Annotated in this window: 13 protein-coding genes; 8 read left to right on the top strand and 5 right to left on the bottom strand. The window is 70.8% G+C overall.

Translation table 11 applies throughout. The features are described from left to right. Positions 1 to 90 precede the first annotated feature (90 nt). A complete protein-coding gene (locus OHA11_RS15470; RefSeq protein ID WP_266507193.1) occupies positions 91 to 2382 on the top strand; it encodes a DEAD/DEAH box helicase in 2292 nt (763 codons plus the stop codon). A gap of 128 nt (positions 2383 to 2510) precedes the next feature. On the opposite strand, the gene OHA11_RS15465 is transcribed toward OHA11_RS15470, so the two are convergent. Then, entirely contained in the window at positions 2511 to 3617 is a 1107-nt protein-coding gene (locus OHA11_RS15465) for a threonine synthase (RefSeq protein ID WP_266496594.1), read from the bottom strand. A gap of 267 nt (positions 3618 to 3884) precedes the next feature. On the opposite strand from OHA11_RS15465, the gene OHA11_RS15460 reads away from it, so the two are divergent. The 7 genes from OHA11_RS15460 (at position 3885) to OHA11_RS15430 (ending at position 12486) form a co-directional block, all read left to right on the top strand. Next, positions 3885 to 5189, top strand: coding sequence for a DUF4190 domain-containing protein (locus OHA11_RS15460; protein WP_266496593.1), 1305 nt, complete (start codon positions 3885 to 3887; stop codon positions 5187 to 5189). A gap of 147 nt (positions 5190 to 5336) precedes the next feature. Next, positions 5337 to 6089, top strand: a complete 753-nt coding sequence (locus tag OHA11_RS15455; protein WP_266496592.1) for a GntR family transcriptional regulator — start codon at positions 5337 to 5339, stop codon at positions 6087 to 6089. A gap of 463 nt (positions 6090 to 6552) precedes the next feature. Further along, positions 6553 to 6744: an SPOR domain-containing protein gene (locus tag OHA11_RS15450; RefSeq protein ID WP_266496591.1), complete on the top strand. Its 192-nt coding sequence runs from the start codon at positions 6553 to 6555 to the stop codon at positions 6742 to 6744. Between the two features lie 42 nt (positions 6745 to 6786). After that, complete coding sequence (locus OHA11_RS15445; protein ID WP_266496589.1) at positions 6787 to 7206, top strand: (deoxy)nucleoside triphosphate pyrophosphohydrolase; 420 nt, start codon at positions 6787 to 6789, stop codon at positions 7204 to 7206. A 554-nt stretch (positions 7207 to 7760) separates the two neighbouring features. After that, a complete protein-coding gene (locus OHA11_RS15440; protein ID WP_266496587.1) occupies positions 7761 to 8168 on the top strand; it encodes an ATP-binding protein in 408 nt (135 codons plus the stop codon). Positions 8169 to 8667: 499 nt separating this feature from the next. Further along, positions 8668 to 11355, top strand: a complete 2688-nt coding sequence (locus OHA11_RS15435) for a SpoIIE family protein phosphatase (protein ID WP_266496585.1) — start codon at positions 8668 to 8670, stop codon at positions 11353 to 11355. Between the two features lie 132 nt (positions 11356 to 11487). Then, positions 11488 to 12486 (top strand): phosphotransferase family protein, encoded by a 999-nt coding sequence (locus OHA11_RS15430; protein ID WP_266496582.1) that lies wholly within the window; start codon positions 11488 to 11490, stop codon positions 12484 to 12486. Here OHA11_RS15430 and OHA11_RS15425 read toward each other — a convergent pair. From OHA11_RS15425 to OHA11_RS15410, 4 genes are read right to left on the bottom strand one after another with little or no spacing between them, the layout of a single operon-like run. Then, positions 12461 to 13237: a succinate dehydrogenase/fumarate reductase iron-sulfur subunit gene (locus OHA11_RS15425; RefSeq protein WP_266496580.1), complete on the bottom strand. Its 777-nt coding sequence runs from the start codon at positions 13235 to 13237 to the stop codon at positions 12461 to 12463. The two genes, OHA11_RS15430 and OHA11_RS15425, sit on opposite strands and share 26 nt — an antisense overlap. Beyond that, positions 13234 to 15219 carry a fumarate reductase/succinate dehydrogenase flavoprotein subunit gene (locus tag OHA11_RS15420; RefSeq protein ID WP_266496579.1) on the bottom strand — a complete coding sequence of 662 codons (1986 nt, stop codon included), beginning with the start codon at positions 15217 to 15219 and terminating at the stop codon, positions 13234 to 13236. The genes OHA11_RS15425 and OHA11_RS15420 overlap by 4 nt, the downstream gene beginning before the upstream one ends. Then, the gene (locus tag OHA11_RS15415) at positions 15219 to 16040 is read right to left on the bottom strand and encodes a hypothetical protein (RefSeq protein ID WP_266496577.1); all 822 of its coding nucleotides are present in this window, start codon (positions 16038 to 16040) and stop codon (positions 15219 to 15221) included. Before OHA11_RS15415 ends, OHA11_RS15420 begins: the two co-directional genes overlap by 1 nt. Before the next feature lie 59 nt (positions 16041 to 16099). Then, positions 16100 to 16390, bottom strand: a complete 291-nt coding sequence (locus OHA11_RS15410) for a hypothetical protein (protein WP_266496574.1) — start codon at positions 16388 to 16390, stop codon at positions 16100 to 16102. Positions 16391 to 16744 lie beyond the last annotated feature (354 nt).

Raw genomic sequence — 16744 nt, 5'->3', positions numbered from 1 at the left:
CCGCACGGTCCGGGCCGTGTGTCAGTCCCCCGTGGAAGGATGTCCGCTCATCGCGGGGTACGGCACACGGGGTACGGCACGAGGGGCGTCATGGCGGAGGGTGCGGAGGGCGAGGGAGCGGTCGACAGCCCCGTACCGGCGGGGCGGAAGGCCCGTGCGGTCGTCGGGCGGGGCGAGCGGCTGCACGGGCTCGCGCGAGGGGTGCTCGGCGATCACGCACGGGCGCTCGACCTGGTGCGTACGGCCCTCGCGCCGGTCCTCGCCGAGCTGGTCGCCCAGGAGCTGGAGGGCATCCCGGTCTCACGCCTGAAGGACGTCACCGAGGGGCGGCTCAGGCTCGGGGCCGTCGAGGCGGCGGGGCTCGGGTCGGTGCGGGCCGTGTTCGACGCGAGCCGGTACGAGCTGCGGCAGATACCGGGCGTCGGCGCCCAGACCGCCGACCAGGCACTCGCCGCGGCCCGGCAGATCGCCCGCGCGGTCGAGGAGACCGTGTCCGTACGGATCGACGTGGACCACCCCGAGCCGCGGACCACCGCCCTCGTCATCGCGCTGCGCCGGCTCGTCGAGGCCGGACCCGAGCTGCGCCGGGCCGTGGACGCCGCCGTGGAGCTCGACCGCGGGCTCACGTCGCTTCTCCCGGCGGCCCGGCCGGCCACCGGGCGGCTGCGGATGGCCCTGACGGGCCGGGCCAGGCGGGAGAGCGCACTCGCCGCCGTCGCGGAACTCCGCGCACTGACGGCCGACGCCCTCGCCAAGGGCGTACCGATGCTGCTCACACAGGCCTCCACCGACCTGCTGCGGGAGTCCGCGTCCGACGTCGAGGCGTGGGTGGACTTCGAGCTGCGGTCCCCGGAGTACTACAGCCAGCTCGCCGAGATCGCGGGGAGCGCGCCCGATGTCGAGGCCGCCGAGGGGTTCCTGCCGGCCGAGGTCGCGGACCGGGTGCACGCGCAGGGGCTCGACGACACCCACCGCCGGGTCTCGCTCCGCGGATACCAGTCCTTCGGCGCGCGGTTCGCGCTCGCCCAGCGCAGAGTGGTCCTCGGTGACGAGATGGGGCTCGGCAAGACCGTCCAGGCCATCGCCGTGCTCGCGCATCTCGCCGCCGACGGGCACACCCACTTCCTGGTGGTGTGCCCGGCGAGCGTACTGATCAACTGGACGCGCGAGATCCGCTCCCGCAGCACCCTGCGCGCGGTGCCCGTGCACGGCCCCGACCGGCAGGACGCGTACGCCGAGTGGCGGCAGCGCGGTGGCGTGGCGGTCACCACCTTCGACGTACTCCACAGCCTGCCGGACCCGGCGCAGGGCGCGCAGGGCGGGAAGAGTGTGAAGGGGGCGAGGAGCGAGAGGGGTGTGAAGGGCCCGGCAGGAGTCCCCGCCACCCCCGCTGCCCCGGCGGCGCTCGTCGTGGACGAGGCCCATTACGTCAAGAACCCCGACGCCCGTCGCTCCCGCGCCGTCGCGCTCTGGACCGACCGGTGCGAGCGTGTCCTGTTCCTGACCGGTACGCCGATGGAGAACCGCGTCGAGGAGTTCCGCACCCTCGTCCGCTACCTCCAGCCCGAGCTGGTGCCCGCCATCCAGGGCAGTGACGCCGTCGCGGGCCCGCACACGTTCCGCAGATCCGTCGCCCCCGCCTATCTGCGGCGCAACCAGCAGGATGTGCTCACCGAACTGCCCGCGCTGGTCCAGGTCGACGAGTGGGAGGAGCTCAGCGCCGCCGACCAGGACGCCTACCGCGAGGCCGTCGCCGCCGGGAACTTCATGGCGATGCGCAGAGCCGCGTACGCGCACGCCGAGAAGTCGGCGAAGCTCCAGCGGCTGCGCGAACTCGTCGCGGAGGCCGCCGCGAACGACCTGAAGGTGGTCGTCTTCTCCTACTTCCGGGACGTCCTTGCCACGGTCCAACAGGCCGTAGGGGAAGGCGTGTTGGGACCCCTCGCGGGCGGGGTGCCCGCCACCCGGCGACAGCAGCTCGTCGACGAGTTCACGGCCGCGCCCGGTCATGCCGTGCTGCTCTGCCAGATCGAGGCGGGCGGCGTCGGCCTCAACCTCCAGGCCGCGTCCGTCGTGATCCTCTGCGAGCCCCAGGTCAAGCCGACCCTGGAGCACCAGGCTGTCGCCCGGGCCCACCGCATGGGCCAGGTCCGTTCCGTCCAGGTGCACCGGCTGCTCGCGACGGACAGCGTGGACGACCGGCTGCTGCGGATCCTGGAGAACAAGGCCCGCCTCTTCGACGCGTACGCCCGCCGCAGTGACGTCGCGGAGGCGACGCCGGATGCCGTCGATGTCTCGGACGGCACGATCGCTCGTCGGATCGTGGAGGAGGAACAGCAGCGGCTGGCCGTCCCCGGCGGGGGCGCTCCGCGGGGGGAGTAGGGGGCTGGGGGGGTGTTCTTCGGGTGCCGGCCGGTGGGGGCTGGTCGCGCAGCCCCGTGTCTTTCAGGGGCGCGGGGAACTGCGCGACCAGCCCCCACCCACCCGCAGTCGAGACACGACACGAAGCCCTACGGACGTGCGAGCCCCGTCTTCAGGCCCGCCCCGCACAGCGGCACGACAGCCGTACGGGCGCCCAGCGCCCCCTCCCGCACCGCCGCCCAGCACGCCACCCCCGTCGACTCCACGTACAGACCCTGCGAGGCCAGGTCCCGCTGGGCATGGCGGATCTGGTCCTCCGTCACCGTGAGGAACGTGCCGCCGGACTGCCGCACCGCCCGCAGGATCTGCCGGGCCCGGGGCGGGCGGGGAATCGCGATCCCCTCGGCGAACGTGGGCGCCGTCGGGGTCGCCCCGACCAGGTCGTCGGCGCCCTCGTGCCAGGCATGGGCGAGTGGGGCGACGGCGGCGGACTGGACCGCGTACAGGGCGGGCCGGCGGTCGATCATTCCCGCCGCGTGCAGCTCGGCGACCGCGAGGGACGCGCCGAGCAGGAGCGTGCCGTTGCCGACGGGCACGACGATCACCTCGGGGAGCCGCCCGCCGAGGTCCTCCCACAGCTCGTGGACGTACGTCTTCGTACCGTGCAGAAAGTACGGGTTGAAGACGTGCGAGGCGTAGAACGTGCCCTCCTCGTCCGCCGCCTCCCGAGCCGCCCGCGCGGCCGACTCCCGGCCGCCCGGGACCACTTCGAGGCGGGCCCCGTGCGCCCCGATCTGCTCCAGCTTCTTCGCGGACGTACCGTCAGGAACGTAGACCGTGCAGGGCAGTTGGGCCCTGGCGCAGTACGCGGCGACCGCCGTGCCCGCGTTGCCGCTGCTGTCCGCGACGACCCGGACGGGCCGCAGCCGCAGGGCCAACTCGGCGAGCAGGACGGCCCCGCGGTCCTTGAAGGAGAGCGTCGGCATCAGGAAGTCCAGTTTGGCTGAAACGCCGTCCTTGAGCGGGATCAGCGGGGTGCGGCCCTCGCCGAGCGACACCGAGGGGGCCGACAGGGGCAGGCACTCCGCGTACCGCCAGAGGGAATTCACCCGGCCCGCGAGGGATTTGAGGGAGGCGGGCGTGGGCGCGAAGTCCAGGTCGAGCGGGCCGCGGCAGACCGGACAGCACCACGCGAGCGAGTCCACCGGGACGCGCGTGCCGTCCACCGGGCAGAAGCAATCCGGCAAGGGAGTCATGTCGGCAGGTTAGATGCACCGATTGATGACGCACTGTCGTGACTTGCGCTTGGCCCCCGCGCTACGTCTGCGCTACGTCTGCGCTGCGTCTGCGCTGCGTCTGGGCTGAGTCTGGGCTGAGTCTGCGCAGGGCTCGTCCCCCGCATTCCGTCACCAGCCGCCCCGCGCTTACCATGCGCCCTGTCGTACGTCAGTTCTCGCACCACCCGGACTCATCACCCAGGCACCCCACCCAGGCACCCCACTCGGACGAGGAGCAAGGTACTAGTGGAGATACCCCCGCCCCCTGGGCCGCAGCAGCCTCAGGGCCAACCCCAGGGACCGTACGGCGAGGGACCGTACGGCTCGTATCAGGGTCAGGGGCCGTATCCACCGCAGGGGCCGTACGCACCGCAGGGCCCAGGACCAGGCCCGTACGGGTATCAGCCCTGGGGCCAGGGCCAGGGCCAGGGCTACCCGCCGTACAACGGCAACGGCCCCGCGCCGGTCAACGGCCTGGCCATCGCCGCCCTCGTCCTCGGCATCCTGTGCTTCCTCCCCCTCGTAGGACTGGTCCTCGGGTTCTTCGCGCTGGGGCAGATCAGGAAGAAGGGCGAGCGCGGCAAGGGCATGGCGATCGCCGGGATGATCCTGTCGGGCATCGGCGCCGCGATCCTCGCACTCGCGCTCGCCACCGGCGGAGCGGCCGATTTCTGGGAAGGCTTCAAGGAGGGGGCGCGCGAGGCAGGCGGGAACGGCGCCACGTTCTCCGTGGACGAGGGCGAGTGCTTCGACGCGCCGGGCGGCTCGCTGGAAGGCATGGCGTACGACGTCGACACGGTGTCCTGCGAGGGTGAGCACGACGGCGAGGTCTTCGCGAACTTCACGATGGCGGGCGGCGGTTACCCCGGTGACGAAGCGATCGCCGAGGCCGCCGACAAGTGCTACACGCTCCAGTACGCCTACGCCATGGACTCCTGGGCCATCCCGGAGAACGTCGACATCTACTACTTCACGCCCACCCGGGACAGCTGGAGCCTCGGCGACCGCGAGATCAGCTGCCTGTTCGGCAACGTGGACGAGAAGGGCAGCCTGACCGGCTCGCTGCGCCAGGACGGGACGACCCTCGACGCCGACCAGCTCGCCTATCTGAAGGCGGCCCAGGTCCTCAACGAGGCCATGGAGGCGGCGCCGGACGAGGAGTACGTCGAGGACGACCTGCCCGGCCACAAGGAGTGGGCGACCAAGGTCTCGGGCGCCATCACCGAGCAGATCGGAATGCTGCGCGGCCACGACTGGCCGACCGAAGCGAAGGAGCCGGTCGCCGCGCTGGTCAAGGACCTCGACAAGGCGCGGGGAGAGTGGGCGGAGGCGGCGAAGGCCGCCGACGCGGACGCCTTCTACGAGCACTACGGCAAGGCGCTGGAACTCACCGACGCCAAGAAGGCGGTCACCACGCGCAAGGCTCTGGGCCTCGCCTCGGCGCCACCGGAGTCGTACGAGGGCGACGAGAGTGACGGGGGTGGCGAGGGTGGCGGAGATGAGGGCACCGGTACGGGAGGTGGCACAGGAGGCGGTGGCGCGGAGGTGTGACGGCGGCCATAGCGGGGAGAAAGTGCCTGCGTAAAGCCCATGGCGGCCGCATGTCATCACATCGAGTGATTCTCTGGCCTTTGCTTGCCTGGTACAACCCACGGTTGCCACCCTGTAGCTGTCTGTACAACCTGACGGGAGTGGCCAGTGACATTCGGTGAGCAGCCGGCGTATCTGCGCGTCGCAGGTGATCTTCGCAAGAAGATCGTCGACGGATCGCTGCCACCGCACACACGGCTCCCGTCACAGGCCAGAATCCGCGAGGAGTACGGGGTCTCGGACACGGTCGCCCTGGAGGCCCGCAAAGTCCTGATGGCCGAGGGCCTCGTCGAGGGCCGCTCCGGGTCGGGCACGTATGTGCGCGAGCGTCCGGTGCCCCGCAGTGTCGCCCGCTCCGGGTACCGGCCGGACAGCGGCGCGACGCCGTTCCGCCAGGAGCAGGCCGACGTCTCCGCGCGCGGCACGTGGGAGTCGCACAGCGCGCAGGCCGAGGCGAGCGGCGCCATCGCCGAGCGACTCGGCATCCAGGCCGGCGACCGTGTGATGTGCACGAAGTACGTCTTCCGGGACGCGGGCGAGGCGATGATGCTCTCCACCTCCTGGGAGCCCCTCGCGGTCACGGGCCGGACACCGGTGATGCTCCCCGAGGAGGGCCCCCTCGGCGGCATGGGCGTCGTCGAGCGCATGGCCGCCATCGACGTGATCGTGGACAACGTCACGGAGGAGGTGGGCGCCAGGCCCGGCCTCGCCGAGGAGTTGTCGGCGCTGGGGGGTGTGCCCGGGCATGTCGTGGTCGTCATCCAGCGGACGTACTACGCGTCGGGGCGCCCGGTGGAGACGGCGGACGTGGTGGTACCGGCGGACCGGTACCGGATCGCCTACCACCTGCCGGTGAAATAGGTGGGCGGGGGTTCTGGCGGTTCGAGTCGGGGGTTGAGCCGACCGATCGCGTGACGGTTCCCGCCTCCCGCTTCCTGCTTGCCGCTCGCCGATTGTGGGTTGTGGGTGCTGGCGCCGGTGCGGGGTGCCGGTGTCAGTACCGGCGCTGGCGCTGGTGCCGGTGCCGGTTGGTACCGGTACCGGTACCGGTACCGGTGGAATTCGGTCGTTCTCGTGGCGGGCCTTCGGCCCGGTCTCGGTACCGCCGACGGGAGCCTGAAGGGAATGAGGGGGCGTATCCGCGAGGATGCGCCCCCTCTGTGCTGGCCGGTTGCGTACCTCTCGGGCACCTTATGGCGTACCTCTTTGTGAAAATCCGTATTCGCTGCGTGAAGGTTAGGCGTAGGCTCCGGCATATGCGGATTGCGGTTTCCTTATGGCACGAGGCAGGGCGCGGGCCGGGGGCGGGGAGTGGAGGGGTGCGATGAATGACGGCACGATCACACTTCCCTGGCTCGTCATACGACAGGACGACAGCGGCAACCGATACCGCGTCGGCAGGTATGCGACGAGGGCCGAGGCCCAGAAGATCGCGGACAGCCTCGACGACCGTGGACACAAGCAGCTCTACTGGGTCGAGCGGATCGGGCAGAGCGAGCAGAACGGCTCGAACTGACGCGTGTGAGGGTGCCCGCGCGGCTCCCGTAGGCTCCGGCGCATGACCGAACGGATCGTGGTGGTGGGAGCCGCCGTGCTCGGCGACGGGTGTCTCCTTGCCGCCCGCCGCAGTGCGCCCGCCGAGTTGGCCGGGCGCTGGGAGCTGCCCGGAGGGAAGGTGGAGGCCGGGGAGACGTCCGAGGGGGCGCTCGTGCGGGAGCTCCGCGAGGAACTGGGTGTGGAGGCGGAGGTGCTCGCCCGTGTTCCGGGTGAGTGGCCGTTGAGGTCGCCGTACGTCCTCCACGTCTGGACCGTGCGGTTTCTCCCTGGCTCGCCTGCGCCCAAGGCGCTCCAGGACCACGACGAGCTCCGCTGGCTGACTCCCGACGAGCTCTGGGACGTGGAGTGGCTGGACCAGGATGTGGCGGCCGTGATGGAGGTCGCGAGGGGGGCTTGGGGGAGTGGGGCGGCTGGGGGGTAGGGGTTTTCGCCCCCGCCGCCCTTACCCTCCCCCACTCTCGGCTTCGTTCGAGCGGGGGCCCCATCGTCCCTCTGGGGCTCCGCCCCAGACCCCGTGCCCGAGGGTTGTCGGGTGCGGGTTGGGTGTGGCTGGGCGCGCAGTTCCCCGCGCCCCTGGAAGGCGGGGGCTGCGCCCCGCTTCCGGGCCGTTGTCGCACCCACTCGAACTTCCCACCCATCCTCACCCACCCAGCCCGTCCGGCGTTTGAGGACGAGCGCGTTCAGCGCGATACCGGGGGTCTGGGGGCGGAGCCCCCAGGGGCGGGAACGGGTGCGGGCGGCGAGGGCGAAGAAAAGGTGTGACCATCACAACTTCGCGCACTCGGGCCTGCGGGATGCGGGACGCACACCGTACGTGGGACGCTCGGCCTCGCGAGGCGCATGTGGCGGCTGCGACGAGCGCCGAGTGCGCTGTTCGCACCACCGTGCGCCCTTGCGCACGGTACTCCGCCCGGGATATCGGGTATGTGCCCATTAACCCCATGAAAACGGACATGGTCCGCTTCTGGCCTGGGAGTGATCTGCGTGATCCACACCGAGGGCGACATCGCCGAGTGGACCTTTCCCGCGGATCCAGGCGCCGTGCGCACCGCCCGCGCCGCAGTCCGCGGCCAGCTCCACTCCTGGGGCCTCGACGCCCTCGCGGACGTGACCGCGCTACTGGTCAGCGAGTTGGTGACCAACTCCCTGCGGCACGCCACGGGCCCCATCGGCGTACGCCTCGTCCGCCCCCCGGAACCGATGGACGCCCTGCTCGTAGAGGTCTCCGATCCACTCCCGGACCCACCCCTGGAGCGTGACGCGGAGCCCGAGGACGAGAGTGGCCGAGGCCTTCAGCTCGTGGCGAACTCCTCGCGCCGCTGGGGCACCCGACTGGGCGGCCCGGGCAAGACGGTGTGGTTCGAACTGGCACTCCCGAGCTGACCGGAAGTCGATCCGCCGGCCAGTCCCAAGTCGGCCGGCCAGTCCCAAGTCGGCCTGCCGGTCCCAAGTCAATCGCTAGCCGGCGCGCAGCCCATTCGCACTGACCAGCGGCCGATCCCGAGCCGATTCGTAGTCGCCCCGCAGTCGAACAGCGGCCCATCCCCGGCCCATCCCCGGCCGCTCCCGGGCCAATCCGCAGCCAAAGCCGAGCGGCTCCCAGGCGACTCCCGAGCGATTCCCAAGCGACTCCCAGCCACCCCCCACGGCACCCGAGTCACCCCGAACCCACCCGTACACACGCGCCACCCCCAAGTCTGTGGTTCGACGGGGTCTCACATGGTTAGAAGACTGGGAGTGTTTGTCGCGGCCGGTCCTAAAAGCATCGGGACCGTGCTGTGATCGTGAACACCGTGTTGTGCGGCACCGTAGTGCTGGATACTGCGGGCAGCCGCCTCCGGTGACCGGTGCCGGACGCGGTGAGCTGGAGGGGACGGTTCGCGTGAGCGAGATACCAGCGAAGGCCACGGAGTCCGAGGATCCGTCGGGCGGCGCGATGGCTGATGCGACAACAGGCGATGGCGCCGTGCCGGTGCCAGAGCCGGGCGAGGCGCGGGGTGCGGGGGCGGGCGCGGTACCCGGCGAAGTGTCCGGTGGGGTGTCCGGTGAGCTGCCGGGCGAAGTGCCCGGCGAGGTCGTGTGGCAGAACAGCCCGCCCGGATCGATCTACGACTACATCAAGGTCGCCTCGTTCTCCATCGGCCCCGACGGCCTCGTCGACCAGTGGAGTCTGCGCGCCGAGCAGCTCTTCGGCATCACGACCGAGCGGGCCGTGGGCATGGATCCCATCGAGGCCTTCTTCGCCGAGGACAAGCGTGAGCTGGGCCAGCGGAAGATGGCCGAAGTCCTCGACGGTCGGGAGTGGACCGGTGTAGTCCCCTTCCGGCTGCCCGACCCCGATGGCACCGGCCAGACCGCCGAAGGGCTCGCCGAGGTCTACGTCATGCCGACGCGGACCGAGGAGGGCGAGCGGGCCGCCGTGTGCATCGTCGTGGATGTACGCATTCTCCGCAGAATCGAGACGGATCTTGCCGCCTCGCAGGCTATTTTCGGCCAATCTCCTTTCGGTTTCGTGCTGATCGACCCGGACCTGCGCATCCGTCAGGCCAATGACCGGTTCGCCTCGCTCTTCGGCGGCGGCGTCGACGACCATCGCGGACGCACCGTCAGGGACTACCTGCCGCCGGGCGAGGCCGATCGTGTCTCCGCGACCTTGCGCAGGGTCCTGGAGACCGGCGACTCGGTGACGGAAATGCTGGTCACGGGTACCGTGCCGGGTTCCAGCGAGCGCCGTTTCTGGTCCATCAACCTCTATCGCGTACACGGCGGTTCGGGCCGTCCGATCGGCATCGCCTGGCTGGGCGTCGACATCACCGCGCGCCGTGCCGCCGCCCGCGAGGCCGCGCACGCCCGGCGCAATCTCGCCCTTCTGAACGAGGCGGGCGCGCGCATCGGCAACTCGCTCGACCTGGAGACCACGGCCCGCGAGCTGCTCGACGTGTCCGTCCCCGGTTTCTGCGACCTCGCCTCCGTCGACCTCTACCAGGGGCTTCTGGCCGGCGACGAGACCCCGCCCGGCCTCGCCGACGGCAGCGCCGAGCTGCGCCGCGTCGCCTATGCCAGCGCCGTGTCCGACGCCCCCTTCCTCGGCGGTCCGGAGCCCGTGAACGTCGGCGCGGTCCACCGCTACGCCTTCAACTCCCCCTACGCCGACGCCTTGCGCACCGGCCGGCCGCAGTCCGTCGCCGCCGAGGAGGGCGGCCTGATCCAGTCCACGCTCGCGGTCCCGATGGTCGCCCACGACACGGTCGTCGGTCTGGTCCAGTTCTCGCGTACGAAGGGGAGTGAGCCGTTCGGGGAACGTGACAGCTCCCTCGCGGTCGAACTGGCCTCGCGGGCCGCGGTCTGCATAGACAACGCCCGCCTCTACCGCCGGGAGCACGAGCGCGCCCTGATACTGCAGCGCTCCCTGCTCCCCCCGGGCGACCCGGAGGCCTCCGGCCTGGACATCGCGTGCCGTTATCTTCCCGGGAACGCGGCCACGGAGGTCGGCGGCGACTGGTTCGACGTCATCGAACTCCCCGGCCACCGCACGGCGTTGGTCGTCGGTGACGTGATGGGCCGCGGGCTGCGCGCGGCCGTCGCGATGGGCGAACTCCGCACGGCCGTACGCACTTTGGCGCTGCTCGACCTCGAACCGGCCGAGGTCCTCTCCGCGTTGGACGAGATCGCCCGCGGCCTGGGAACGCCCGGCGGAACCCAGCAGTCTACGCGCGGTGCCCGCCAGTCCCGCGACGCCGACCTCTCCGAGGTCTACCTGGCCACCTGCGTGTACGCGGTCTACGACTCCGTCACCCGCCGCTGTACGTTCGCCAACGCGGGCCACCTCCCGCCTGTCCTGGTCGAACCGGGAGAGAACGCGCTCATGCTCGACGTACCGCCGGGGATGCCGCTCGGCGTGGGCGGCGAGCCCTTCGAGGAGGTGGAGGTGGAACTCCCCGAGGGTGCCCTTCTGGCGCTCTACACGGACGGACTGGTCGAATCCCGCCACCACCCCCTCGACGAGGGCCTGCAGGCCTTCGTGGGCGCCCTCACCGACCCCTCCAGCCCGCTGGAGGACGTCTGCGACCACGTTCTCAACACGCTCGACACGCACCACGGCGAGGACGACATCGCGTTGCTGATGGCACGTGTCCAGGGGCTGCCGCCCGAGTCGGTCGGCGACTGGACGCTGCCGCGCGAGCCGCGCAGCGTGGGCCGCGCCCGGGAGTACGCCCGGGGCCAGCTGCTCAGCTGGGACCTCGAACCCCTCGTCGACACGGCCGAACTCCTCGTCAGCGAACTCGTCACCAACGCCCTGCGCTACGGCGAGGGCGAGATCCGTCTGCGCCTCCTGCTCGACCGCACCCTGGTCTGCGAGGTCTGGGACGCCGGCCTCGTCCAGCCCCGCCGCCGCCGCGCCCGTGACACGGACGAGGGTGGCCGCGGCCTCCAACTGGTAGGCCTCCTCAGCGCGGCCTGGGGCTCCCGCCGCACCCCGCGAGGCAAGACGGTGTGGTTCGAACTCCCCCTCCCGAACGGCGGAACGGGCCTCGCAGACCCGGCGGAGGCCTTGCTGAGCCTGTTCTGAGGCGACCGGGCGTTACCGCCGTTCTGAGGACCGAGGACGAACCGCGTACCACCCGCGGCCACGGCCCCGCCCCCCGCCACCGAAGGCGCAGCAACCACAGAAGCCCGCCCCCTGCGCTGACATGATCGACCGATGACCGACGCACGCAGGGAACTCACCCGGGACGACCTCACCCCCCTCGCCCGGGCGGCCGTGGGCCGGACCCGCCGCCTGGCCGGTGTGTCCAGGCTGCGCGGCGGCACCAAGAAGGGCGTCTACCGCCTCGCCTTCGACGACGACACCACCGCCGTCGCGTACGTCTGGTCGCCGGACGAGGACTACTGGTCATCGGGCCCGGTGGACGACCGCGACCCGTTCTCGCACGCCTCCGGAATCGACCTGTTCACGGCCTCGTACGACCGGCTCACGGCAGTCGGCATCCGCACTCCGCGCCTCCTGTTCGCCGACCGCACCCACGCGCACCTGCCGGCGGACGCGGCCGTCGTGGAGGACATACGCGGTGGCAGCCTGGAGGAACTGCTGCACCGCGATCCCGAGGCGGCCGCGGCCCCGCTGCGCGAGCTGTCCGAGGCCCTGCGCACCATGCACGCCCACCGGGCGCCCCGCTTCGGCAAGGTCGCCCTCGTCGACAACGGCGGTGTCCCGCAAGGGAGTTCCTGCGAACAGGTCGTACGCGACCGCGCCCTGAGCGACCTGGCGGAGGCCGCCGGCCGCGAAGACCGGATCGCCGCCGTGCGCGAGGCCCTGCACGACCTCCTGCACACCCTCGCCGCCGCGGTGGGCCCCCGAACCCACCACACCCTCATCCACGGCGAACTGGGCCCCGACCACGTCCTCGTGGACGCGAACGGCCACCCGGCGCTCATCGACATCGAGGGCCTGCTCTACTTCGACGCCGAGTGGGAGCACGTGTTCCTGCGCCAGCGCTTCCAGGAGCACTACGAGGCCCTGCGCGTCGACGGCCTGGACGCGGACCGGCTGCGCCTCTACCGCCTGGCCATGCATCTGTCCCTCGTCGCCGGCCCTCTGCGCCTCCTCGACGTCGGCGACTTCCCGGACCCGGCGTCCATGCGCGGTATCGCGGAGCACAGCCTCGAACAGACCCTCACGCTCCTGAGGACCGCCTCATGATCTTCGACCCCAGCCACACCAGCGGGTCGTACTTCCGGTCGACCGCCCGTTCCTTCAAGGGGATCAGGGCGTTGTCCGTGATCTTGATGCCCTCGGGGCAGACCTCGGTGCAGCACTTGGTGATGTTGCAGTAGCCGAGGCCGTGTTCGTCCTGGGCCGTCTTCTTGCGGTCCAGGCCGCTCTCCTCGGCCGCGTCCAAGGGGTGCATGTCCAGTTCGGCCACCCGCATCAGGAAGCGCGGGCCCGCGAACGCCGTCTTGTTCTCCTCGTGGTCGCGGACGACATGGCACGTGTCCTGGCACAGGAAGCACTCGATGCACTTGCGGAACTCCTGCGAGCGGTCCACGTCCTCCTGCATCATCCGGTACTCACCGGGGCCCAGGTCCTTGGGCGGCACGAACGCGGGTACCTCCCGCGCCTTCGTGTAGTTGAAGCCGACGTTCGTCACCAGGTCCCGTACGACCGGGAACGCCCGCAGCGGCGTCACGGTGATCGTCTCCTCGCGGGTGAACACCGACATCCGGGTCATGCACAGCAGCCGGGGGCGGCCGTTGATCTCCGCCGAACACGAACCGCACTTGCCCGCCTTGCAGTTCCAGCGCACGGCCAGGTCGGGTGCCTGGGTCGCCTGGAGGCGGTGGATGATGTCGAGCACCACCTCGCCGTCGTTCACCTCGACGCCGAAGTCCTCCAGGCCGCCGCCCTCGGTATCCCCGCGCCACACCTTGAAGCGGGCCTCATAGCTGCTCACTCGTAGAGCTCCTCTTCGGCGAGGTACTTGACCAGCTCCTCCTTGTCGAAGAGGGCGAGCAGGTCGGGGCGGATGGGTTCGGTGGTCTCGCGGACCAGATCGATCTGCCCGCGCACGGGGTCGGTCGCCGCCAACCCCCCGGAGGGATCGACCAGTTGGCAGAGCAGGTTCACGCGCCGCCACGCACGATCCATCGTCGGATGGTCCTCCCGCGTGTGGCCGCCCCGCGACTCCGTCCGCTCCAGGGCGGCCCGCGCCACGCACTCGCTGACGAGCAGCATGTTCCGCAGGTCCAGCGCGAGATGCCAGCCGGGGTTGAACTGCCGGTGCCCCTCGACCCCGGCCCGCCGGGCCCGTACACGCAGGTCGGCGAGTTTCTCCAGGGCCGTCTCCATCTCCGCCTCGCGGCGGATGATGCCGACGAGGTCGTTCATCGTCTGCTGGAGTTCCTGGTGGAGGGTGTACGGGTTCTCCGGCGGGCGGCCACCGGGGGTCTGGGGGGCGTCCCCCGGATCAGCACTGCCGGCGCCGGGTTCGGGGCCCTCGGCCGAGAAGGGCCGCAGGGCCTCCGCGGCCGCCGCGGCGATCTGGACCTCGTCCACGAGGGGCCGCCCCTCGGCGGAACCCGTGAGCCCCGTGGCGTACTGCGCCGCGTGCAGACCGGCCCGCCGCCCGAACACCAGCAGGTCGGAGAGGGAGTTGCCGCCGAGCCGGTTGGAGCCGTGCATCCCGCCTGCGACCTCCCCGGCCGCGAACAGACCGGGCACGCCACGCGCCGACGCGCTGTCCGACTCGACCGCGATCCCGCCCATCACGTAGTGACAGGTGGGCCCGACCTCCATCGCCTCGGCGGTGATGTCGACGTCCGCGAGTTCCTTGAACTGGTGGTACATGGACGGCAGTCGGCGTTTGATCACCTCGGCGGGCATCCGCGTCGACACGTCCAGGAAGACGCCCCCGTGCGGGGAGCCGCGGCCGGCCTTCACCTCGGAGTTGATGGCCCGCGCCACCTCGTCCCGGGGGAGCAGCTCAGGCGGGCGGCGGTTGTGGTCCGGATCCTCGTACCACCGGTCGCCCTCCTCCTCCGACTGCGCGTACTTCTCCTTGAAGACGTCGGGGATGTAGTCGAACATGAACCGCTTGCCCTCGGAGTTCCGCAGGACCCCGCCGTCCCCGCGCACGGACTCCGTGACGAGGATGCCCTTCACGGACGGCGGCCAGACCATGCCCGTCGGGTGGAACTGCACGAACTCCATGTTCAGCAGCGGCGCACCCGCGAGCAGCGCCAGCGCGTGCCCGTCACCCGTGTACTCCCACGAGTTCGACGTCACCTTGAAGGACTTGCCGATGCCGCCGGTGGAGACCACCACCGAGGGGGCTTCCAGGACGAAGAAACGGCCGGACTCGCGCTCGTAGCAGAAGGCCCCGGAGACCTTGTTGCCGTCCTTCAGGATTCGGGTGACCGTGCACTCCTGGTAGACCTTCAGGCGCGACTCGTAGTCCCCGGTCTCCTTGAAGTCCTCCTGCTGGAGCGACACGATCTTCTGCTGGAGCGTGCGGATCAGCTCCAGGCCCGTACGGTCGCCGACGTGCGCCAGCCGCGGGTACTCGTGCCCGCCGAAGTTGCGCTGCGAGATCCGCCCGTCCTTCGTACGGTCGAAGAGGGCGCCCCAGGTCTCCAGCTCCCAGACCCGGTCGGGGGCCTCCTGCGCGTGCAGCTCGGCCATCCGCCACTGGTTGAGGAACTTGCCGCCGCGCATCGTGTCGCGGAAGTGGACCTGCCAGTTGTCCCCGGAGTTGACGTTGCCCATGGCCGCCGCGATGCCGCCCTCGGCCATCACCGTGTGCGCCTTGCCGAACAGCGACTTGCAGATCACTGCCGTGCGGGCGCCGCGCTCGCGGGCCTCGATGGCGGCACGGAGGCCGGCGCCACCGGCGCCGACCACTACGACGTCCCACTCCTGCCGGTCGACCACGGACATCAGAAAAACCTCGGATCGTCGAAAGCGCCGGAGGCGACCAGGAACACGTAGAAGTCGGCGAGCGCCACGCTCACCAAGGACGCCCAGGCCAGCTGCATGTGACGGGCGTTCAGCTTCCCGACCAGCTGCCAGGTCTTGTAGCGCACGGGATGCTTGGAGAAGTGCTTGAGCTTGCCGCCGACGATGTGCCGGCAGGAGTGGCAGGACAGCGTGTACGCCCAGATCAGCGTGATGTTGACCAGGAACACGAGCGTCCCGAGCCCCATGTGGCCCCACTCGTAGTGCTCGTCACGGAAGGCGAGCACGGTGTCGTACGTGAGGATCCCGGCGACCGGCACCGCCGCGTAGAAGAAGTAGCGGTGGATGTTCTGCAGGATCAGCGGGAAGCGGGTCTCGCCGGTGTACGTCTTGTGCGGCTCGGCGACCGCGCAGGCCGGCGGCGAGGCCCAGAAGCCCCGGTAGTAGGCCTTGCGGTAGTAGTAGCAGGTCAGCCGGAAGCCGAGCGGGAAGATCAGGACGATCAGGGCGGGGGACAGGCCCCACCAGCTGCCGAAGATCTCCCAGTTCGGTCCGGAGCGCATCGGCTCGCAGTTCTCCGCCAGACAGGGCGAGTAGAACGGCGAGACGTACGGGGCCGCGTAGTAGTCGCTGTTCGCGAACGCCCGCCACGTCGAGTAGACGACGAACGCCAGCAGCCCGGCCGCGGTGGCGGCGGGAGCCAGCCACCAGCGGTCGGTCCGCAGATGCGGGGCGGCGATCGCGGCGCGCGTACGGGTCCGTACGCCGCCGCTGTTCATTTGGGGTTCCGTACCAGTGGCCAAGGAAAGCGCACCTTCTCTTCAGGGCCCGGTTCGCCTCGCTCGCCGGTCGGCCGGCGTGTTCATGGGGCGCGGCGGTCGCGGGAGCCGAGACCCTCGTCGTCGGAGTCCGTCCACAGGGTGTTGTCGTACGGGGTGTCGGGGATGGAAACGAGATCGGGGCGCCGAGGTTTCGTGAGCTCAGGGGCGGCCTCGCGCAGCAGTGCCACGCTCTCGCGCAGGTGGTCGGCGTCGGTGCGCACCCTGCGCATCTCCAGGCCGCCGCCACCCATCTGCTGTTCCAGGCGCTTCACGGACCTCACCAGGTCGTCGAGACAGCGCTGGACTGACGTCAGGTCATCGTGCACGGACATGGCGTGCCCTCACTTCCGCGGACCCTCTGGCCCAAGGCGGCAACGTTCATGCGCCTGCGAGTGTTGCGCGTCACATCGGCCCCTGGGAAGGGATCTGCATGGATTACCGGATCGTGTCGTCCTCGAAGGCGCTCCGGGAAGCGCGGTTACGCACCCGCACTTCCCCGAGTCCCCTCGCGCGCTAGAGCGTGCGCCCCCGGGCGGACCGGAGGCGCCCCGACGCGCGGAAACGTTGGGCCGCACGGGTGGGCTTCCGTGGGCCGGCCGCCGTGTCGCCGCCCCGAGGCGGCGACTCTCCCCTTCAGTGGGGCGATAGATCTGATCAGCACCATTATACCGCCGAACGTGATCTAC

It is taken from the genome of Streptomyces sp. NBC_00878 (assembly GCF_026341515.1).
Lineage (GTDB): Bacteria > Actinomycetota > Actinomycetes > Streptomycetales > Streptomycetaceae > Streptomyces.
The sequence above is the reverse complement of the archived record's forward strand: the minus strand, read 5'-3'. Positions and strand labels throughout refer to the sequence as shown.